Annotated in this window: 18 protein-coding genes; 13 read left to right on the top strand and 5 right to left on the bottom strand. The window is 63.4% G+C overall.

Annotated elements, in window-relative coordinates; translation table 11 throughout:
• Window positions 1-29 precede the first annotated feature (29 nt).
• The 3 genes from bcoG to ACR0NY_RS03740 all read left to right on the top strand — a co-directional run bounded on the left by bcoG (window position 30) and on the right by ACR0NY_RS03740 (window position 3,247).
• Entirely contained in the window at window positions 30-944 is a 915-nt protein-coding gene (bcoG, locus tag ACR0NY_RS03750) for a 3-dehydrocarnitine:acetyl-CoA trimethylamine transferase BcoG (RefSeq protein WP_170368570.1), read from the top strand.
• Window positions 945-1,025: 81 nt separating this feature from the next.
• Window positions 1,026-2,489: a carnitine 3-dehydrogenase gene (locus ACR0NY_RS03745; protein ID WP_170368569.1), complete on the top strand. Its 1,464-nt coding sequence runs from the start codon at window positions 1,026-1,028 to the stop codon at window positions 2,487-2,489.
• Window positions 2,486-3,247, top strand: coding sequence for an SDR family oxidoreductase (locus ACR0NY_RS03740; protein WP_170338301.1), 762 nt, complete (start codon window positions 2,486-2,488; stop codon window positions 3,245-3,247). Before ACR0NY_RS03745 ends, ACR0NY_RS03740 begins: the two co-directional genes overlap by 4 nt.
• Here ACR0NY_RS03740 and ACR0NY_RS03735 read toward each other — a convergent pair.
• Both ACR0NY_RS03735 and ACR0NY_RS03730 read right to left on the bottom strand, forming a co-directional pair.
• Window positions 3,244-3,426, bottom strand: coding sequence for a hypothetical protein (locus ACR0NY_RS03735; RefSeq protein ID WP_093962276.1), 183 nt, complete (start codon window positions 3,424-3,426; stop codon window positions 3,244-3,246). The genes ACR0NY_RS03740 and ACR0NY_RS03735 overlap by 4 nt on opposite strands.
• A gap of 90 nt (window positions 3,427-3,516) precedes the next feature.
• Window positions 3,517-4,383, bottom strand: coding sequence for a helix-turn-helix domain-containing protein (locus tag ACR0NY_RS03730; protein ID WP_170368568.1), 867 nt, complete (start codon window positions 4,381-4,383; stop codon window positions 3,517-3,519).
• Window positions 4,384-4,492: 109 nt separating this feature from the next.
• On the opposite strand from ACR0NY_RS03730, the gene ACR0NY_RS03725 reads away from it, so the two are divergent.
• Genes ACR0NY_RS03725 through ACR0NY_RS03715 form a run of 3 tightly spaced genes read left to right on the top strand, consistent with a single transcriptional unit; the run spans window position 4,493 to window position 6,515 of the window.
• Window positions 4,493-4,696: a DUF2061 domain-containing protein gene (locus tag ACR0NY_RS03725; protein ID WP_170366137.1), complete on the top strand. Its 204-nt coding sequence runs from the start codon at window positions 4,493-4,495 to the stop codon at window positions 4,694-4,696.
• Window positions 4,689-5,591: a fatty acid desaturase gene (locus tag ACR0NY_RS03720; RefSeq protein WP_170368567.1), complete on the top strand. Its 903-nt coding sequence runs from the start codon at window positions 4,689-4,691 to the stop codon at window positions 5,589-5,591. Before ACR0NY_RS03725 ends, ACR0NY_RS03720 begins: the two co-directional genes overlap by 8 nt.
• A 21-nt stretch (window positions 5,592-5,612) precedes the next feature.
• Window positions 5,613-6,515: an EamA family transporter gene (locus tag ACR0NY_RS03715; protein ID WP_170368566.1), complete on the top strand. Its 903-nt coding sequence runs from the start codon at window positions 5,613-5,615 to the stop codon at window positions 6,513-6,515.
• Window positions 6,516-6,574: 59 nt separating this feature from the next.
• Here the strand turns inward: ACR0NY_RS03715 and ACR0NY_RS03710 are convergent, their stop codons facing one another.
• The 3 genes from ACR0NY_RS03710 to ACR0NY_RS03700 all read right to left on the bottom strand — a co-directional run bounded on the left by ACR0NY_RS03710 (window position 6,575) and on the right by ACR0NY_RS03700 (window position 10,783).
• Window positions 6,575-8,005: a DEAD/DEAH box helicase gene (locus ACR0NY_RS03710; protein WP_170339444.1), complete on the bottom strand. Its 1,431-nt coding sequence runs from the start codon at window positions 8,003-8,005 to the stop codon at window positions 6,575-6,577.
• Between the two features lie 185 nt (window positions 8,006-8,190).
• Window positions 8,191-9,132, bottom strand: coding sequence for a glycosyltransferase family 2 protein (locus tag ACR0NY_RS03705; protein ID WP_170368565.1), 942 nt, complete (start codon window positions 9,130-9,132; stop codon window positions 8,191-8,193).
• 43 nt (window positions 9,133-9,175) lie between these two features.
• Window positions 9,176-10,783, bottom strand: a complete 1,608-nt coding sequence (locus ACR0NY_RS03700; RefSeq protein WP_170338313.1) for a peptide chain release factor 3 — start codon at window positions 10,781-10,783, stop codon at window positions 9,176-9,178.
• Window positions 10,784-10,892: 109 nt separating this feature from the next.
• Here ACR0NY_RS03700 and ACR0NY_RS03695 point away from each other — a divergent pair, with 109 nt between their 5' ends.
• The 7 genes from ACR0NY_RS03695 to ACR0NY_RS03665 all read left to right on the top strand — a co-directional run bounded on the left by ACR0NY_RS03695 (window position 10,893) and on the right by ACR0NY_RS03665 (window position 17,165).
• Window positions 10,893-11,255: a nuclear transport factor 2 family protein gene (locus tag ACR0NY_RS03695; protein ID WP_170338315.1), complete on the top strand. Its 363-nt coding sequence runs from the start codon at window positions 10,893-10,895 to the stop codon at window positions 11,253-11,255.
• Between the two features lie 75 nt (window positions 11,256-11,330).
• The gene (locus ACR0NY_RS03690) at window positions 11,331-12,110 is read left to right on the top strand and encodes an SDR family oxidoreductase (RefSeq protein WP_170338317.1); all 780 of its coding nucleotides are present in this window, start codon (window positions 11,331-11,333) and stop codon (window positions 12,108-12,110) included.
• 2 nt (window positions 12,111-12,112) lie between these two features.
• A complete protein-coding gene (locus ACR0NY_RS03685; protein WP_170368564.1) occupies window positions 12,113-13,225 on the top strand; it encodes a hypothetical protein in 1,113 nt (370 codons plus the stop codon).
• Window positions 13,226-13,311: 86 nt separating this feature from the next.
• Window positions 13,312-14,397 carry an ABC transporter ATP-binding protein gene (locus ACR0NY_RS03680; RefSeq protein ID WP_170338320.1) on the top strand — a complete coding sequence of 362 codons (1,086 nt, stop codon included), beginning with the start codon at window positions 13,312-13,314 and terminating at the stop codon, window positions 14,395-14,397.
• A gap of 123 nt (window positions 14,398-14,520) precedes the next feature.
• On the top strand, window positions 14,521-15,303 hold the full coding sequence (gene surE / locus ACR0NY_RS03675; RefSeq protein WP_093962978.1) for a 5'/3'-nucleotidase SurE: 783 nt from the start codon (window positions 14,521-14,523) through the stop codon (window positions 15,301-15,303).
• Entirely contained in the window at window positions 15,300-15,950 is a 651-nt protein-coding gene (locus ACR0NY_RS03670) for a protein-L-isoaspartate(D-aspartate) O-methyltransferase (protein ID WP_170338827.1), read from the top strand. The genes surE and ACR0NY_RS03670 overlap by 4 nt, the downstream gene beginning before the upstream one ends.
• Before the next feature lie 63 nt (window positions 15,951-16,013).
• Window positions 16,014-17,165, top strand: coding sequence for a M23 family metallopeptidase (locus tag ACR0NY_RS03665; RefSeq protein ID WP_170338325.1), 1,152 nt, complete (start codon window positions 16,014-16,016; stop codon window positions 17,163-17,165).
• The last annotated feature ends 20 nt before the right edge of the window (window positions 17,166-17,185 follow it).

The raw sequence follows: 17,185 nt of genomic DNA, 5'->3' as shown, positions 1-17,185 counted from the left end.
GAAGCCCGGTATAACCTGGGGATAACACCATGCCTTTGGAAATGAACCGCGAAGTTTTCATCACCTGCGCCGTGACCGGCTCGGGCGGGACGCAGGATCGCAGCCCGCATGTGCCGCGTTCGCCCAAGCAGATCGCCGACAGCGCCATCGCGGCCGCCAAGGCCGGAGCGGCAGTGGTGCATTGCCATGTGCGCGACCCCGAAACCGGCGCGCCCAGCCGCCGTCTGGACCTGTATCGCGAGGTTACCGACCGCATCCGCGATGCCGAGGTGGACGTGGTTCTGAACCTGACCGCCGGCATGGGTGGCGACATCGTGTTCGGCGGGGTCGAAGCCCCGTTTCCCGTGGCCGAGGGGACCGACATGATCGGTGCGTCGGAACGGGTGGCGCATGTGGCCGAGTGTCTGCCCGAAATCTGCACCCTGGATTGCGGCACCATGAACTTTGCCGAGGCCGACTATGTGATGACCAACACGCCCGGCGCGTTGCGGGCGATGGGGCAGATGATGACCGATCTGGGCGTGAAGCCCGAGATCGAGGCCTTTGACACTGGCCATCTGTGGTTTGCCAAGCAACTGGTGAAAGAGGGCGTTCTGGCCCCGAATGCGCTGGTGCAGCTGTGCATGGGCGTCCCGTGGGGCGCGCCGGATGACCTGAACACCTTCATGGCGATGGTGAACAACGTGCCCGACGACTGGACCTTCAGCGCGTTCTCGCTGGGGCGGCATCAGATGGCCTACGTGGCGGCCTCGGTTTTGGCTGGCGGCAACGTGCGCGTGGGGCTCGAGGATAACCTGTGGCTGGACAAGGGGGTGCTGGCTGAAAACTGGCAACTGGTCGAACGCGCCGGAACAATCATCGAGAACATGGGCGCGCGGGTGATCGGCCCGGCTGAAGTGCGCGAGAAGTTGGGATTGGTCAAACGGGCGCCTGTGGCAACCTGACGAGCGGGGCGACCCTCGGAAATTCTGTCAAACAACGATGGCCCCAGATGCCGTGTGGACGCTTGGGGCGAAGGAGAGAAGATGAATACGGCAGCGATCATCGGTGGTGGCGTGATCGGCGGCGGATGGGCCGCGCGGTTTCTGCTGAATGGTTGGGATGTACGGGTGTTCGACCCGGACCCCGAGGCTGAGCGAAAGATCGGCGAGGTTTTGAACAACGCGCGGCGGTCGTTGCCCGGGCTGAGCGATGTGCCGCTGCCGCCCGAAGGCGCGCTGAGCTTTCATGGCGACATGGCCGACGCGGTGCAGGGGGCCACTTGGATACAGGAGAGCGTGCCCGAGCGGCTGGATCTGAAGCTGAAGGTTTACAAGGGGCTGCAGGAGGCCTGTGATCCGGGGGCGATCATCGGGTCCTCGACCAGCGGGTTCAAACCGTCCGAGCTGCAGGACGGCGCGCTGCGGCCTGAACAGATCGTGGTGACGCACCCGTTCAACCCGGTCTATCTGCTGCCGCTGGTCGAACTGGTGCCCTCGGCCGCCAACTCGCCCGAACTGGTCGCGCAGGCCAAGGATGTGTTGCGCTCGGTCGGTTTCTTCCCGCTGCAGGTCCGCAAGGAGATCGACGCGCATATCGCCGACCGGTTCCTCGAGGCCGTGTGGCGCGAGGCGTTGTGGCTGGTCAAGGACGGCGTGGCCACGACCGAGGAGGTGGACGAGGCGATCCGCATGGGTTTCGGCATCCGTTGGGCGCAGATGGGCCTGTTCGAGACCTATCGCGTGGCCGGGGGCGAGGCCGGGATGCGGCACTTCATGGCCCAGTTCGGCCCGGCGCTGAAATGGCCCTGGACCAAGCTGATGGACGTGCCCGAGTTCTCCGACGATTTGGTCGACATGATCGCCGACCAGTCGGACGCGCAATCGGGGATGCACTCGATCCGCGAGTTGGAGCGCATTCGTGACAACAATCTGGTGGGCATGATGCGGGCGCTGAAGGCGCGCGACTGGGGCGCGGGGGCAGTGCTGAACCAGCATGACGCGCTGCTGAAGCCGGGTGCCCTGCCGACGCTGGATCAGGCGGATCCGAGCCAGCCGATCCTGACGCTGGCCCGCGCGGTGCCGCTGGACTGGACCGACTACAACGGTCACATGAACGAGGCGCGGTATCTCGAGGCCTTTGCCGCAGCGACCGACCGCTTCATGGAGATCATCGGCTGCGATGCCGATTACATCGCCTCGGGCGGCAGCTATTTCACCGCTGAAAATCACATCCGGTATCTGGACGAGGCCCATGCCGGGGCGAAAATCGAGGTGCGCACGCAGATGCTGTTGGGGCAGGGCAAGAAGCTGCACCTGTTCCACAGCATGTACGAGGGCGACAAATTGCTGGCCACGGGCGAGAGCTTTCTGCTGCATGTCAGTCTGGAAACCCGCCGGCCTTGTGCGCCGTCGCCGCGGATCGAGGCCGCGATGGCCCGCATCGCCGAAGCTCAGGCCGGGTTGCCCTATCCCGAGGGCGCGGGGGCGGCGATCCGCAAACCGGCATGACGGGGCGGGTTCTGATCACCGCCGGTGCCTCGGGCGTGGGGCGCGCGATGGCCGAGGCGTTCGACGCCGCGGGCGCGCAGGTTTGGGTGGCCGATGTGGACGCGGCTGCGCTTCAGGCCTGCCCGGATCACTGGGGGCGATCGCAGGTCGATGTGTCGGATGAGGCCGCCGTCGCAGCGCTGTTCGGCAAGATCGCGGCGCAGTGGGGCGGTCTGGACGTTCTGTGCGCGAATGCGGGTATCGCGGGGCCGACCGCATTGGTCGAAGATGTTGCGCTAAGCGATTGGCAAAAATGTATTTCCGTCAACCTGGACGGGGCGTTTTTGTGCGCGAAATACGCGGCGCCGATGCTCAAGCGGCAGGGGCGCGGCGCGGTGCTGATCACATCCTCCACCGCCGGGCAGTACGGCTATCCCAACCGTGCGCCCTATGCGGCGGCGAAATGGGCGGTGATCGGGCTGGGAAAGACCCTGGCGATGGAACTGGGGCCGCACGGCGTGCGGTGCAACGTCATCTGCCCCGGCGCGGTGGAAGGCCCGCGGATGGAGGGCGTACTGCAGCGCGAAGCGACCGCCAAGGGCATGACCCGCGATCAGGTCTATCAGGGCTATGCGGCGGGTACTTCGATGGGCCGCTTCGTCGAAGCGCATGACATTGCCGCCATGGCGGTGTTCCTGGCCTCGGATGCGGCACGGTTGGTGTCGGGGCAGGTCATCGCCGTCGATGGGCACACCGTGAACCCCGACCCCAAGCTCTAGCCCTGGTTGGGGCCGCGCATCTGGCGGATCGAGGCGCGAACGGCCTGCCAGTTCTGTGCCTCTTCCACGTTTCCGGCGGCTTCGAATTCGCGGGCTTTCTGGGCGGCTTCGGCCTCGGCCTTGTCGCCATGCGCCGAGTAGAGGGCGCGCGCGTATTGAGCGGTTTTGAGAGCGTCCATTCCTGATATCCTCCTTTTGGTCGGATCGTTCGGATTTTCGCGCACCTCAATATAGGGGATCGGGTGGGAAATTGCACCTGTTGGCTTGTGTTACCCTGCCGAAATGGCCGCGCGCAGTTGGCGCAGGTGAATCGGGAAATGCCGGGCAGTCAGATCAGCTTCGCGGACCAAGGTATCGAAATGGCGCGTAAAAACCTCGATCCGGTCCCGGTCGCGGAAGGCCATGTAGTGGCTGCCGGCATAGAACACGCAGAGCAGCGGACCGAAGATGGTGACCGGCGCGGAATAGAGCCGCTTGGCATCGAACAGGTAGATGCGCATGCGCGGATACAGCTGTTCGCACAGCTCCAGCATATGATCGATCTGGTCCAGCCGCACCTGCAGGGGCAGCCCGTCATAATAGCCGGTGCCACAAACAAAGCTGTGAATCTCATACAGCGGCATGGCTATTTCATAGTCGGACTGGGCCCCGCGCATCCAGGTCAGGCGGTCCTCGGAGGCGCCGATGGCCTGGTCGGCGGTTCGGCCCAGATGCGGCGCATATTCCCATTCCAGCACGGCGCGGGTTTTCAGCATGTCGGGCAGGGTGGCCGGAACATAGCGGATTTTGTAGCCGGCGGCCTCCTGATGCCATTCAAAGATGCGCTCGTCGACCAGGGCGCGGGGTGCCTCGGTCATGGTCAGAGAACTGGCCAGCAGCTCGGCCGCGCTCTCGGGTCGGTTCGAGAGGCTGAGCAGCCAATCCGCCGACACCCCCAGAGCCGAGGCGCAGCTGCCCACGACATGGGCGTTGGGCAGGCGTGCGCCCGTATCGGTCAGCAACTGGGAAACGGTTGAGCGATCGACCCCGATGGTGCGCGCCAGCGCGCTTTGGCTCATCTTCCGCTGGTCCATTGCGCGGGCCAGGCGCAGGCGGAACTGCGCGGCGCGGTCGCGTTTGTCGAAATTTTCCTGCATGTGGTGATAAATATCACGAACGCTGAGATTTGTTAATTATATTCGGAATTCTCGACAGGGCCACTGGCAGGTAACGCTTGTGTGAAAAGCAAAAAGACTGGGGACCGGAATGGAAACGCGGCGAAGATCTGTCGTGAAGGCAATCATTTGGAATGCGATGGGCCTTGCGGTCATGACCGTGGTGGGGCTGGTCGCCACCGGTTCGGCCGCTATTGGCGGCGCATTGGCGGTGGTGAACACGGCCATCGGGCTGACACTCTACGTGATTTACGAACGCATCTGGGCCGGAATTTCCTGGGGGCGGCATGGCTGAGGCGACCACCCCCAAATCCCCCGAATGGCCGACCTTTGCCCTGATCGTTGCCTGCTATGCCCTTTGGCTGATTGCGATTTTCGGCGTGGCTGCGTGGTCGCTGTGGCTGGCGGTGCCGATGATGGGCGTCGTCGCGGCGCTGCATTCTTCGCTGACGCATGAGGCGCTGCACGGCCACCCGTTCCGCGCAAAGTGGCTGAACGAGGCGCTGATGGCGCTGCCGCTGACCCTATTCATCCCCTACAACCGTTTCCGCGATCTGCATCTGGCGCACCATCAGGATGCCAACCTGACCGACCCCTATGACGATCCGGAATCCAACTATCTGGATCCGGCGGTCTGGATCAGGCTGCCCCGGTGGCAGCGGTGGGTCTATCAGGCGAACAACACGCTGTTGGGGCGCATGGTGCTGGGTCCGATCATCGGGCAGTTGGCCTTTCTGCGCGACGACTGGCGCGGCGCAGTGCGCGGGGACCGCGACATCTGGTTGGCCTGGGCCCTGCATCTGCCGGGCGTGGCGGTGGTTCTGTGGATCGTGGCGCGATCAGCGATGCCGGTCTGGGCCTTTGTCCTGGCGGCCTATCTGGGGCTGGCGCTGGTCAAGATCCGTACCTTTCTGGAACACCGCGCGCACGAAAAATCGCGCGCCCGCACGGTGATCGTCGAAGACCGCGGACCGCTTGCGTTTCTGTTTCTGAACAACAACCTGCACGTCGTTCATCACATGAACCCGGCGGCACCATGGTATCGGCTGCCTGCGCTCTATCGCCGAGGGAAAGAACGCTATCTTGCCTGCAATGAGGCCTATGTCTATCGCTCGTACGGGCAGGTTTTCCGGCAGTATTTCTGGCGTGCCAAAGATCCTGTGGAACATCCGCTCTGGCCAAAACCCTGATTTGACGACAGAAGGGAAGCCATGAGTTTGTGGATTCCCGTAACCTTGGCCGCCGCCACCTTTCAGACGGTGCGCTTCATGCTGCAGAAATCGCTGAGCAGCGTGAAGCTGTCGGCGACCGGCGCGACCTTTGCGCGCTTTGCCTATTCGATGCCTCTGGTGCTGCTGGGTCTGGTGGTGGCGATGCGTCTCAGCGGTCTGCCGCTGCCTGCGCTGCCGCCTCTGTTCTGGCTCTATGCCGCCATCGGTGGGGTGTCCCAGATCCTCGCCACGATCTGCGTCGTGGCGCTGTTCAAACAGCGCAACTTTGCCGTTGGCATCACCTTCAAGAAAACCGAGGTGATCCAGACCGCAATCGTCGGTTTCGTCGTGCTGGGCGACCGGGTTTCGGCCGGTGCCTTCGGGGCCATCCTGCTGGGGCTTCTGGCGGTTCTGCTGTTGTCGAAAACGCCGGGCGGCAGTGGGGCGTGGTGGCGTCACCTGACCAACCGCGCCTCGCAATTGGGGTTGGGATCGGGCGTCTTGTTCGCCTTTTCCGCGGTCAGTTACCGTGGCGCGTCGCTGCAACTGGGCGATGGCGAGGCCTGGTTTCGGGCGCTGGTGACGCTGGCGGTCGTGGTCTCGATCCAGTTCCTGTCGATGGCGCTGTGGCTGGCTTGGCGCGACCGGGCCGAGCTGCGCGCGGTATGGGACACGCGGCGCACCGGCATCTTCGTCGGGCTGACCAGCCTGGGCGGGTCGTTCTGCTGGTTCTGGGCCTTCAGCCTGCAGAACGCGGCCTACGTCAAGGCGCTGGGGCAGGTGGAGCTGATTTTCAGCCTCATGGCCTCGGTCCTGGTCTTCCGCGAGACGGTGACGCGGCGCGAGATTATGGGGATGGTCCTGCTGGGTCTCTCGATCCTGATCCTGGTCGCCGCGATCTGAGATGCAAAAAGGCGCGCGGAGGTCCGTGCGCCTTCTGATCTTTTTGCCATGCAGGCGAGTCAGCCCGCGCGGCGTTCGTCAAAGCTGAGAGCGATAAAGCTGGGCAGGTGATCGCCCATGCCGACGACGGCTGGTCCGCCATCGTCGCGGCGTCCACGGCTTTTGCCGCGTTGGCCCTTTTCTCGTGCCGGCTTGTCCTTGGGGGCTGTTTCCCTGGGCGTAGCGTCCTTGGCGGGCTTGTCCTTCCCGGTGTCCTTGGCCTCGGATTTGCCCTCGCCCTTGCGGGTCGACGCGCGCGATCTCTTCTCGGGCTTTTTGTCCTCGTCCCCGGCCGGTTCGGCCTGAACCGGGTTGTCCAGACGTGGGATTTCCTTCTGGATCAGCTTCTGGATCGCGTCCAGCGCCTTTTCATCGCGGGCCGTGCACAGAGTGATGGCCTTGCCTTCGCGCCCGGCGCGGCCGGTACGGCCGATGCGGTGCACGTAATCCTCGGGGTGGCTGGGCACATCGAAGTTGAACACATGGCTGACCGACGGAACGTCCAGTCCCCGCGCGGCGACATCGGACGCCACCAGGAAACGCAGCGTTCCTTCGCGGAAGCCCTCAAGGGTCCTGGTGCGCACGGACTGGTCCAGATCGCCGTGGATCGCGGCCGCGTCATAGCCGTATTTCTTCAGCGATTTCGCGGTGATATCCACGTCGGTCTTGCGGTTGCAGAAGACGATGGCGTTGGTGCATTTGTCACCTTCGGCATCGATCAGTGCGCGCAGGACCTTGCGCTTGGTGCTGCCCTCACGGTCACGGCGGCCGCCTTTGACCATTACGACACCCTGTTCGATGGTCTCGGACGCGGTGGCCTGACGGGCCACTTCGATCCGGGCCGGGGCCGACAGGAACGTGTCGGTGATCCGCTCGATTTCGGGCGCCATGGTGGCCGAGAAGAACAGCGTCTGCCGGGTAAAGGGCGTCAGCGAGAAGATGCGTTCGATATCGGGAATGAACCCCATGTCCAGCATCCGGTCAGCCTCGTCCACGACCATGATCTGCACGCCGGTCAGCAACAGCTTGCCACGTTCGAAATGGTCCAGCAGACGGCCGGGCGTGGCGATCAGCACGTCCACGCCGCGGTCTATCAGGGCATCCTGTTCCTTGAAGCTGACGCCGCCGATCAGCAGCGCCTTGGTCAGCTTTAGATGCTTGGTATAGGTGTCGAAGTTTTCGGCCACCTGCGCCGCCAGTTCCCGCGTCGGGCACAGCACCAGCGAACGCGGCATCCGCGCCCGCGCACGACCGCGCGCCAACAGGGTGATCATGGGCAAGACGAAACTGGCCGTCTTGCCGGTTCCGGTCTGGGCGATGCCCAGAACGTCACGTCCCTCCAAGGCTGGCGGGATGGCGCCTTCCTGGATCGGGGTCGGGGTTTCGTAGCCGGCTTCCTCAATAGCTTTGAGGACCTTGGGGTTCAGATTCAGATCGGTGAATTTCGTCATGTATGTCCGGTTCATGCGGACACTGACCTGGCCCGCGCGTATGAAAAATGCCGGGCCCGGATGGCCATGCGCACCATGCGCGTTTCGGCTTGGATGCGGACATAACAAAAAGGTGTGGCAGGGTCAAATGAAGACAGTTTCATCTGTACCGCTACATCGCGTCACTGGCGATTTCGTGCAACAATTCAGCAGCTTCCGGGAAAGTGTTTCTGCAGCTTTTCCTCAAGATCAAGCGGTCGGTGCTTGATCAGACCCCGTTCCTGCAGGCGCGCGCGGACCTGCGGGTCGGTGGCGCTGAGTTCGTCAAAGAACTTGCGCAGACCTTTCTCGCCTTCTTCGGCCTCGATCCAACTGAGCAGTTCGTTCATGTTCAGCCCACCCCGATCGCGATGTACGTTCGGAGCCATGCCGGGCTGGTACGAGCCGCGCTCCAGCCGAAACCGATAGTGTGACCACCAATGCTCCCAATCCGGGGCATGGCGGTGGCACAGGTCGATCTGCGGCATTTCGGTCTTGCAGGGCAAGATGACCTTGTTCTGAAACAGGTTGTGGATGCGATAATTGAGGTTCTCCATCCCCGTACGCACGAACAGCTTGCCCTGTACGTGGCTCAGAAAGCCGCCCAGAACGAAGGCGCCGTAGTTTGGATAGATCGTCTCGACAAGCGCTTCTCGTTCGGGGCCCTGGGGGATGAACGCCTTGTAGAGATCGTCGCCGCAGGCCAGGGCTTCGATCGGACGAATCCGAACTGCGTGTACCGTTTCGGGCACTTCGCCCAGCAAGTCCGCGATAGGGGCCGTGGGCCACAGGAACTCGTCCACATCTATATGCGCCAGCCAATCGAGATCGGTGTGGCGATAGGTATAGGTCGCATGAACGGTCTGGCGGACCTGGTGGCGCTCGGGCTTGTCCCGTTTGCGCGCCGCCCAGAACGCATCGTCGCAGATGCGGACGGTCACCTTGGGGTGGCGGCGCAGGGGGCGAAAAGCCCGCCGGTTGGGCTCGTCAAGGTAGAGGTAGAGGTGATCCGCGCCCAGATCCAGGTGGTAGGCCGCAAAACTCAGAATGTCGCAGGCCGATCCACGCACCGTCGAGACGATGCCCCAGCTCGGCCCCACTGCGGTCATGCGATGACGGCCTCTGATGCTTTGACGGGGGGCAGGGTCAGCATCACGTCATCATTTCCTTGGTCGCGGTAAGCGTCAGTTTGGGATAGTCGCGCACCACGCGGTCGATGTCCCATTGCAGGCGGGTCAGATAGACGATGTCGCCGTCGTGATCGTGGGCAATGTGCTGCTTGTTCGCATTGACGAACTTCTCGACCTCGGCCTTGTCGCCCGACACCCAGCGCGCACTGGTGAATTGCGAGGCCTCGAACCGCACAGGCAGGCCGTATTCCAGCTCGATCCGGCTGGCCAGCACTTCGAACTGCAGCGCGCCCACCACGCCGACGATAAAGCCCGAGCCGATTGAGGGTTTGAACACTTTGGCAGCACCTTCCTCGGCAAACTGCATCAGCGCCTTTTCCAGATGCTTGGCCTTCATCGGGTCGCCCGCGCGCACGCCCTGCAGCAGTTCGGGCGCGAAGGACGGGATGCCGGTCACGCGGATCGCCTCTCCCTCGGTCAGGGTGTCGCCGATGCGCAGCTGCCCGTGGTTGGGGATGCCGATGATATCGCCGGCCCAGGCCTCGTCGGCCAGTTCCCGGTCGGACGCAAGGAACAGCACCGGGTTCGTGATCGCCATGGGCTTCTTGCTGCGCACATGGGTCAGCTTCATGCCGCGCTTGAAGTGGCCGCTGGCCATGCGGACAAAGGCCACCCGGTCGCGGTGCTTGGGGTCCATGTTGGCCTGCACCTTGAAGACAAAGCCCGCCACCTTTTTCTCGTCTGGCGAAATCTGGCGCGGTTCGGCCGATTGCACCTGCGGTTGCGGGCCATATTGGCCGATCCCCTCCATCAGCTCCTTGACGCCGAACGAGTTGATCGCCGAGCCGAACCAGATCGGGGTCATGTGGCCTTCCAGAACCGCCTGCGGGTCCAGCGCGGGCAGCAGTTCGCGCGCCATCTCCACCTCTTCCAGCAGCTTGTCCAGCAGATGCGCGGGCACATGCTCGGCCAACTTGGGGTCGTCCAGCCCGTTGATCTCGATGCTTTCGGCCACCTTGTTGCGGTCGGCGCGGTCCATCAGTTCCAGCCGGTCGCGCAGCATGTCGTAGCAGCCGATGAAATCGCGCCCCACGCCGATGGGCCAGCTGGCCGGGGTCACGTCGATGGCCAGCATTTCCTGGATCTCGTCGATGATCTCGAACGTATCGCGACTCTCGCGGTCCATCTTGTTACAGAAGGTCAGGATTGGCAGGTCGCGCAGGCGGCAGACCTCGAACAGCTTCTGCGTCTGGCTTTCAACGCCCTTGGCCCCGTCGATCACCATGACCGCGGCGTCAACGGCCGTCAGCGTGCGATAGGTGTCTTCTGAAAAGTCCGAGTGGCCGGGCGTGTCCACCAGGTTGAACCGGTAGGGGCCATAGTCAAACGACATGGCCGAGGCCGAGACCGAAATGCCCCGGTCCTTTTCCATCTGCATAAAGTCCGACCGCGTACGCCGTGCCTCGCCCTTGGCCCGAACCTGTCCGGCCATCTGGATAGCACCCCCATACAGAAGGAACTTTTCGGTCAGGGTCGTCTTGCCCGCATCCGGGTGCGAGATGATGGCAAACGTGCGGCGCCGTGCGATCTCGGGCGGCAGGGTGGGCTGGTTCGAGGCGGTATCAAGCATGAAGGCGCGTATAGGCGGGGAATCCTGCCGAGGCAAGACAAAGGGGGTGGTTCGAATCGGGTGGATATGCCAATAAGAACATATAGTGAACAAATAATGGAGTGGACCAATGAATTTGAAAGAAATCGCCCAGGAACTGGTGGCAGGTTGCCGCGAGGACCGCGCCAAGGAGAATCTGGACAAGTTATACGCAGCCGATGCCGTTTCGGTCGAAGCGATGGACATGCAGGGCATGGGTCGCGAGACCCACGGCATCGAGGGCATTCGCGGCAAACATGATTGGTGGGAAAGCGCACACGAGGTCTCGGGCGCGTCAGTCAGCGACCCGTTCCTGCATGGTGAGAACAGCTTTGCCGTGATTTTTGAAGTGCAGGGCAAGGTGAAGGAAAGCGGTGAAGCTTTCGACATGCGCGAGGTCGGAGTCTATCACGTGGTCAACGGCAAGATCGTGCGGGAAGAGTTCTTCTACTGATTTGCCGACGCCAATCTGGTCTTCCCTGTCTGGCCGGTGCTAGACATGCGGGTAACAACTGACAGGGGGGATCACATGGATCTGGGACTAAAAGGAAAACGCGCGCTGGTCTGTGCCAGCAGCAAGGGCTTGGGGCTGGGCTGCGCCGAGGCGCTGGCTGCCGAGGGCGTTGATCTGGTGATGAACGCGCGTGGGCCTGACGTGCTGGAGGCGCAGGCCGACCGGTTGCGCGCCGAACATGGCGTCGAGGTGCAGACCGTGGCCTGCGATGTGACCACGCCTGACGGTCAGGCGCAGGTGATCGAGGCCGCGCAGGGCGTTGATATTCTTGTGACAAACGCCGGTGGCCCGCCGCCGGGCCTGTGGTCGGACTGGGACCGCGAGGATTTCATCAAGGCGCTGGATGCCAACATGCTGACGCCGATCGCCTTCATGAAGGCGCTGTTGCCGTCAATGATGGACAAGGGTTGGGGCCGGGTGGTGAACATCACCTCGCAATCGGTGCGGGCGCCCATCGCGGTGCTGGGCCTGTCGAACGCGGCGCGCACCGGGCTGACCGGCTATGTAGCCGGAACCGCGCGGCAGGTAGCGCCCTATGGCGTGACCATCAACAACCTGTTGCCCGGCATTCATGCCACCGACCGGGCGGACTCGCTGGATGCCGGGGTTTCGGCACAGAAGGGCATCTCGCTGGACGAGGCAAGGGCCGAGCGCGCGGCCACGATTCCGGCGCGGCGCTATGGCACGCGGCAGGAATTCGGCGCGACCTGCGCGTTTCTGTGCTCGCAACATGCCGGGTTCATCGTGGGGCAGAACATCCTGCTGGATGGCGGCGCGACCAACCTGACGATGTGACCGTGGCGCAGGGGTTTTCGCTGAAGGATCAGCTGTTCAACGCGGAAAAGACCCGTTACCTGGCCGGCCTGTTCACGCAGGCCGACGCCGGGTTTGACGGCGACGCATTCGTGGCGCGGGTCATGTCGCGCCTGCCGGAGCTGGAGCTGAAGCAGCGGATCGCGTGGATTGCCGATTGTTTGCAGACGGCCTTTCCTGGCGCGCTGCCCGACGTGGCCCCGGTGATCCTGCGCGCCTTGCCGCCGCCTCTGGACCCGTCCCTGAGCGATGATGATTTTGGTGACTTCATCTTTGCTCCGCTGGGTGACTGGGTGGCGCAGGTCGGCGCGGACCATCCAGAAATGGCGCTAGATGTCCTTGCAGAGCTGACCCAGCGGTTTTCGATGGAATGGGCGATCCGGCCTTTTCTGAACAGCCATCCCGATCTGGTGCTGGACCGGATGCAGGACTGGTGCGGGCATTCCAGCTATCACGTCCGGCGGCTGGTCTCCGAAGGCACACGCCCGCGGCTGCCGTGGGGGCAGGCGGTCGGGCTGGACCTGTCTGACCCGCTGCCGCTGCTGGATCGGTTGCACTCGGATCCGACGCGTTATGTCACGCGGTCGGTGGCGAACCATCTCAACGACATCACCAAGAAAGACCCCGACCTGGCGCTGGACCGCCTGAAGGCGTGGCGCGCCTCGGGCGCGCAAGAGGCCGACGAGATGCGGTGGATCACCGCACATGCGCTGCGCGGGCTGGTCAAGTCCGGCCATGGCGGGGCCATGGCGCTGCTGGGCTATGATCCCGACGCACCGCTGGAGGTGGATATTGCGGTGATTGGCGACGCCCGCATCGGCGGGGTTCTGGAGTTCACCGTGTCGGTTTCAGGCCCCGATGACCAACCGGTCTTGATTGACTATATTGTGCATTTTCAGCGGCCTGGAGGGAAAATCTCACCCAAGGTTCACAAGCTCAAGCAGGCCAATCTGTCAGATGGCTGCCTGCGGCTGAGCAAGCGGCACAAGCTCAAGGGCGACGCTACGACGTTTCGGTTGGTGCCGGGGCCGCATCGGCTTGAGATTCAGGTCAACGGCAAGGTCCGCGCGGGCGTGCCATTCGAGCTGCTGGCCTAGCGCCTCTCTTGCGCCCGATGGGCGGGGTTGTTATCCCGGCGCAAGCCCGATGAAATTGATCGGGAAAAGGCAATTGGGGTCCGTCGGTGGCAATCAACACAGCTCCTCCGCGATTGGAAATCCGCAATCTGGTCTGCCGGTTCGGCGGGCGCACGGTGGTGGATGATGTCTCGCTGACCGTTCAGGCGGGGCAGGTGACCTGTCTGCTGGGCCCGTCGGGCTGCGGCAAATCCACTACGCTGCGGATGATTGCTGGCGTCGAAATGCAGGACTCGGGCGAAATCTACGTCGATGGCAAGCTGGTCTGTGACACAGTGTTCCGGGTGCCGCCGGAACGTCGCGAGATCGGACTGATGTTCCAGGATTTCGCGTTGTTTCCGCACCTCAGCGTGGCTGATAACGTGGCTTTTGGCCTGAAGGGGGCCAAAGAGCAAAAACGGGAACGTGTGGAAGAGCTGCTGAGAAAGGTCGACCTGATCCGCCATATCGACGGGTTTCCGCATCAACTGTCAGGGGGCGAGCAGCAGCGGGTCGCGCTGGCCCGAGCGTTGGCGCCGCGTCCGCGGATCATGCTGATGGACGAGCCGTTCTCGGGCCTCGACAATCGTCTGCGCGACGGCATCCGCGACGAGACCCTGGCCATCCTCAAGGAAGAGGACGCCGCCGTTCTGCTGGTCACGCACGAGCCCGAAGAGGCGATGCGCATGGCCGACGAGATTGCACTGATGCGCCGCGGCAAGATCGTGCAGCAGGGCGCGCCCTACAATGTCTACACCCGACCCGTAGACAAGGCTGCCGTGGCATTTTTTAGTGATGTCAATGTGTTGCAGTCCCAGGTGAATGGAGCATTGGCGCAAACGCCATTTGGTCAATTCCTGGCGCCGGGTGTCCCCGATGGCACTGACGTCGAAATCGTTTTCCGCCCTCAGCATGTGCGGCTGGACTTTGACCGCAACGGCAAGGGGCCGCTGCCGACGGCGACCGATGGCGTTGCCGCCCGCGGCGTGGTCGAGCGCGCCCGCTTTCTGGGCAACGAAAGCCTGATCGAGTTTCGGATGGACTATGACGGCTCGATCCTCAAGGCGACCGTCCCGAACGTGTTCGTGCCCAATCCGGGCCGGGTGATGTGGTTGACCATCCGGCGGGATCGCTGCTTCGTTTTTCCAGCCTAGACGCCGCAACTGGTCGATTTCCCGGCGAGTGGTGCGCGAATGCCGCAGAATGCGCCGGGGCATCGCTTGCCGCATCCTTTGGGGGCGTCTATCAAGGGCGAAACGCGGGGGCACAGGCAGGCAATGCGCATACTTCTGACAAATGACGACGGGATCAACGCCCCGGGCCTGATCGCGCTCGAGGCGATTGCTGCGGATGTGGCCGGCCCGGATGGTGAGGTCTGGATCGTGGCTCCGGCTTTCGAACAGTCGGGGGTCGGGCATTGTATCAGCTATACCCATCCCATGATGGTCGCCAAACTGGGCGAGCGTCGTTTCGCGGCCGAAGGGTCGCCGGCCGACTGCGTTCTGGCCGGGCTGCATGACGTGATGAAGGACGCGCGGCCTGATCTGGTTCTTTCTGGTGTGAACCGGGGCAACAATTCGGCCGAGAACACTTTGTATTCGGGCACGATCGGCGGGGCGATGGAGGCGGCGCTTCAGGGCATTCCGGCGATCGCCTTGTCGCAGTATTTTGGTCCGCGCAATCTTGGGCTGGACGACCCGTTCGAGGCCGCCACACGGTTCGGAGCGGACTTGGTACGACGCATTCTTGAGGCCGATCCGCCCGCACAGGAAGACTACCGCCTGTTTTACAACGTAAATTTTCCTCCGGTGCCTGCCGATGAAGTTCTTGGCACACGCGTCGTGCGTCAGGGATTCCGACGAGACACGCATTTTGGGGTGGAACCGCACAGCTCGCCCTCGGGTCGCCGTTTCCTGTGGATCAAGGGGGGCTATCAGCACAACCCGACGGCTCCGGGAACGGATGCGGCGGCGAACCTGGACGGCTATATCTCGGTCACGCCGATGCGGGCCGACCTGACCGCCGATGATGCGCTGGAGGCATTGAAGACGATCGAATGACCGGACTGGACCCCGAAACAAAGATGCAGTTCCTGTTCGCCCTGCGGTCTCGCGGGGTCACGGATGCGCGTGTTCTGGACGCGATGGAGCAGATCGACCGCGGCAAGTTCGTGCGCGGCCTGTTCGCCGAGCGTGCCTACGAGGACACGCCGCTGCCGATTGCATGCGGCCAGACGATCAGCCAGCCCTCTGTCGTGGGTCTGATGACCCAAGCCCTGCAGGTCACGCCGCGCGACAAGGTGCTCGAGGTGGGGACGGGTTCGGGGTATCAGGCTGCAGTGCTGTCCAAGCTGGCGCGGCGGGTCTACACCGTTGAACGCCACAAGCGTCTGGTACGCGAAACCGGTGAGCTGTTTCGCGAGTTGGGTCTGACGAATATCACGGCGATGCTGTCGGATGGATCTTTCGGGTTGCCCGAACAGGCTCCCTTTGACCGCATCATCGTCACAGCCGCTGCCGAGGACCCGCCGGGCCCGCTCTTGGCGCAGCTCAAAATCGGCGGTATCATGGTTTTGCCCGTTGGGCAGTCGGATGCGGTTCAGACCCTGATACGGGTCACCAGAACCGAGACCGGGCTGGAGTATGACGAACTGTTGCCTGTTCGGTTCGTGCCCTTGCTGGAAGGGCTTGGAAAGGATGAGGCGTAACGTAGGTTTAGGATTTGGGCGCCAGAACCCCGGCAAACAGGGGCAGGTGTTGAGGACAGTGATATGAGAGCAGTTTCCAAGTCAGTCTTGGGTCGTGGAACAACGGCGATGGTTGCCGCGCTGGTGCTTGCCGGATGCGAAGGCCCGCTGGATTACGACCTGCGCGGTCAGGTCGGCGGTTTTTCGACCACTCCGGCCGCACAATCAGCCACCACGAACCGGCCGGCGCCGGACAGCCGTGGCGTGATCACCTATCCGACATATCAGGTTGCCGTAGCGCAACGGGGTGACAACGTCGCCGCCGTGGCTGCGCGGGTCGGTCTGCCCGAGGCAGAGCTGGCCCGGTTCAACGGTCTCAAGCCCACCGACCAGCTGCGCGAGGGCGAAGTGCTGGCCTTGCCACGGTCCGTCGGCGCCGGAGCGGGGAATGTCGATATCGCCTCGATCGCCACGACCGCGATTGATCAGGCGCCGGACACGGGCGGCGTGCGGGTCACGAACCTTGAGCCGGCCAAACCGGCGCCCGTCACCTCGACGGACGAGCCGATCCGGCACAAGGTCAAGCGGGGTGAGACGGCTTATACCATTTCGCGCCTGTATCAGGTTCCGGTCGATGCGCTGGCTGAATGGAACGGTTTGGGTTCGGACTTCGCCGTGCGCGAAGGTCAGTTTCTGCTGATCCCGGTCAAGAATCAGGCTGCACCGCGCCAAGCTGCCGCCGCAGCGCCCACGGCGACCACCGAACCGGGGCAGGGATCGCCCACCCCGACGCCGCCCAGTGCAACGCAGCCGCTGCCGGACGAAAAAGTTGCGCCGTTGACGCCCGCTCCGGACGTGACGGCCGAGGCCCCGACGAATTCCAGCTCGTCAGCCTTGGCTCTGCCGGTAACCGGCAAGATCATTCGCCCGTATGCCAAGGGCAAGAACGAAGGGATCGACATCGCCGGTTCGCCCGGTGCATCGGTCAAGGCGGCCGAAGCCGGTACCGTGGCGGCCATTACGGCGGATGCGGATCAGATCCCGATCATCGTCGTCAAGCACACCAACGATTTGCTGACGGTCTACGCGAATGTCGAGAACATCTCGGTCAAGAAAGGCGACCGGGTCAGCCGCGGCCAAAGCATTGCCAAGCTGCGCGGGGGGGAGAACGCCTATGTGCACTTCGAGGTGCGCAAAGGGTTCGAATCCGTCGACCCCGAAACCTATCTGCGCTGAGGGTCTGAGCGCCGTTCCAA

It is taken from the genome of Ruegeria sp. BJ5 (assembly GCF_056537865.1).
The sequence above is the reverse complement of the archived record's forward strand: the minus strand, read 5'-3'. Positions and strand labels throughout refer to the sequence as shown.

Coding starts and splice junctions, on each gene's coding strand:
- bcoG (WP_170368570.1), top strand. CDS start 30: ATGCCTTTGGAAATGAACCGCGAAGTTTTCATCACCTGCGCCGTGACC.
- ACR0NY_RS03745 (WP_170368569.1), top strand. CDS start 1,026: ATGAATACGGCAGCGATCATCGGTGGTGGCGTGATCGGCGGCGGATGG.
- ACR0NY_RS03740 (WP_170338301.1), top strand. CDS start 2,486: ATGACGGGGCGGGTTCTGATCACCGCCGGTGCCTCGGGCGTGGGGCGC.
- ACR0NY_RS03735 (WP_093962276.1), bottom strand. CDS start 3,426: ATGGACGCTCTCAAAACCGCTCAATACGCGCGCGCCCTCTACTCGGCG.
- ACR0NY_RS03730 (WP_170368568.1), bottom strand. CDS start 4,383: ATGCAGGAAAATTTCGACAAACGCGACCGCGCCGCGCAGTTCCGCCTG.
- ACR0NY_RS03725 (WP_170366137.1), top strand. CDS start 4,493: ATGGAAACGCGGCGAAGATCTGTCGTGAAGGCAATCATTTGGAATGCG.
- ACR0NY_RS03720 (WP_170368567.1), top strand. CDS start 4,689: ATGGCTGAGGCGACCACCCCCAAATCCCCCGAATGGCCGACCTTTGCC.
- ACR0NY_RS03715 (WP_170368566.1), top strand. CDS start 5,613: ATGAGTTTGTGGATTCCCGTAACCTTGGCCGCCGCCACCTTTCAGACG.
- ACR0NY_RS03710 (WP_170339444.1), bottom strand. CDS start 8,005: ATGACGAAATTCACCGATCTGAATCTGAACCCCAAGGTCCTCAAAGCT.
- ACR0NY_RS03705 (WP_170368565.1), bottom strand. CDS start 9,132: ATGACCGCAGTGGGGCCGAGCTGGGGCATCGTCTCGACGGTGCGTGGA.
- ACR0NY_RS03700 (WP_170338313.1), bottom strand. CDS start 10,783: ATGCTTGATACCGCCTCGAACCAGCCCACCCTGCCGCCCGAGATCGCA.
- ACR0NY_RS03695 (WP_170338315.1), top strand. CDS start 10,893: ATGAATTTGAAAGAAATCGCCCAGGAACTGGTGGCAGGTTGCCGCGAG.
- ACR0NY_RS03690 (WP_170338317.1), top strand. CDS start 11,331: ATGGATCTGGGACTAAAAGGAAAACGCGCGCTGGTCTGTGCCAGCAGC.
- surE (WP_093962978.1), top strand. CDS start 14,521: ATGCGCATACTTCTGACAAATGACGACGGGATCAACGCCCCGGGCCTG.
- ACR0NY_RS03670 (WP_170338827.1), top strand. CDS start 15,300: ATGACCGGACTGGACCCCGAAACAAAGATGCAGTTCCTGTTCGCCCTG.
- ACR0NY_RS03665 (WP_170338325.1), top strand. CDS start 16,014: ATGAGAGCAGTTTCCAAGTCAGTCTTGGGTCGTGGAACAACGGCGATG.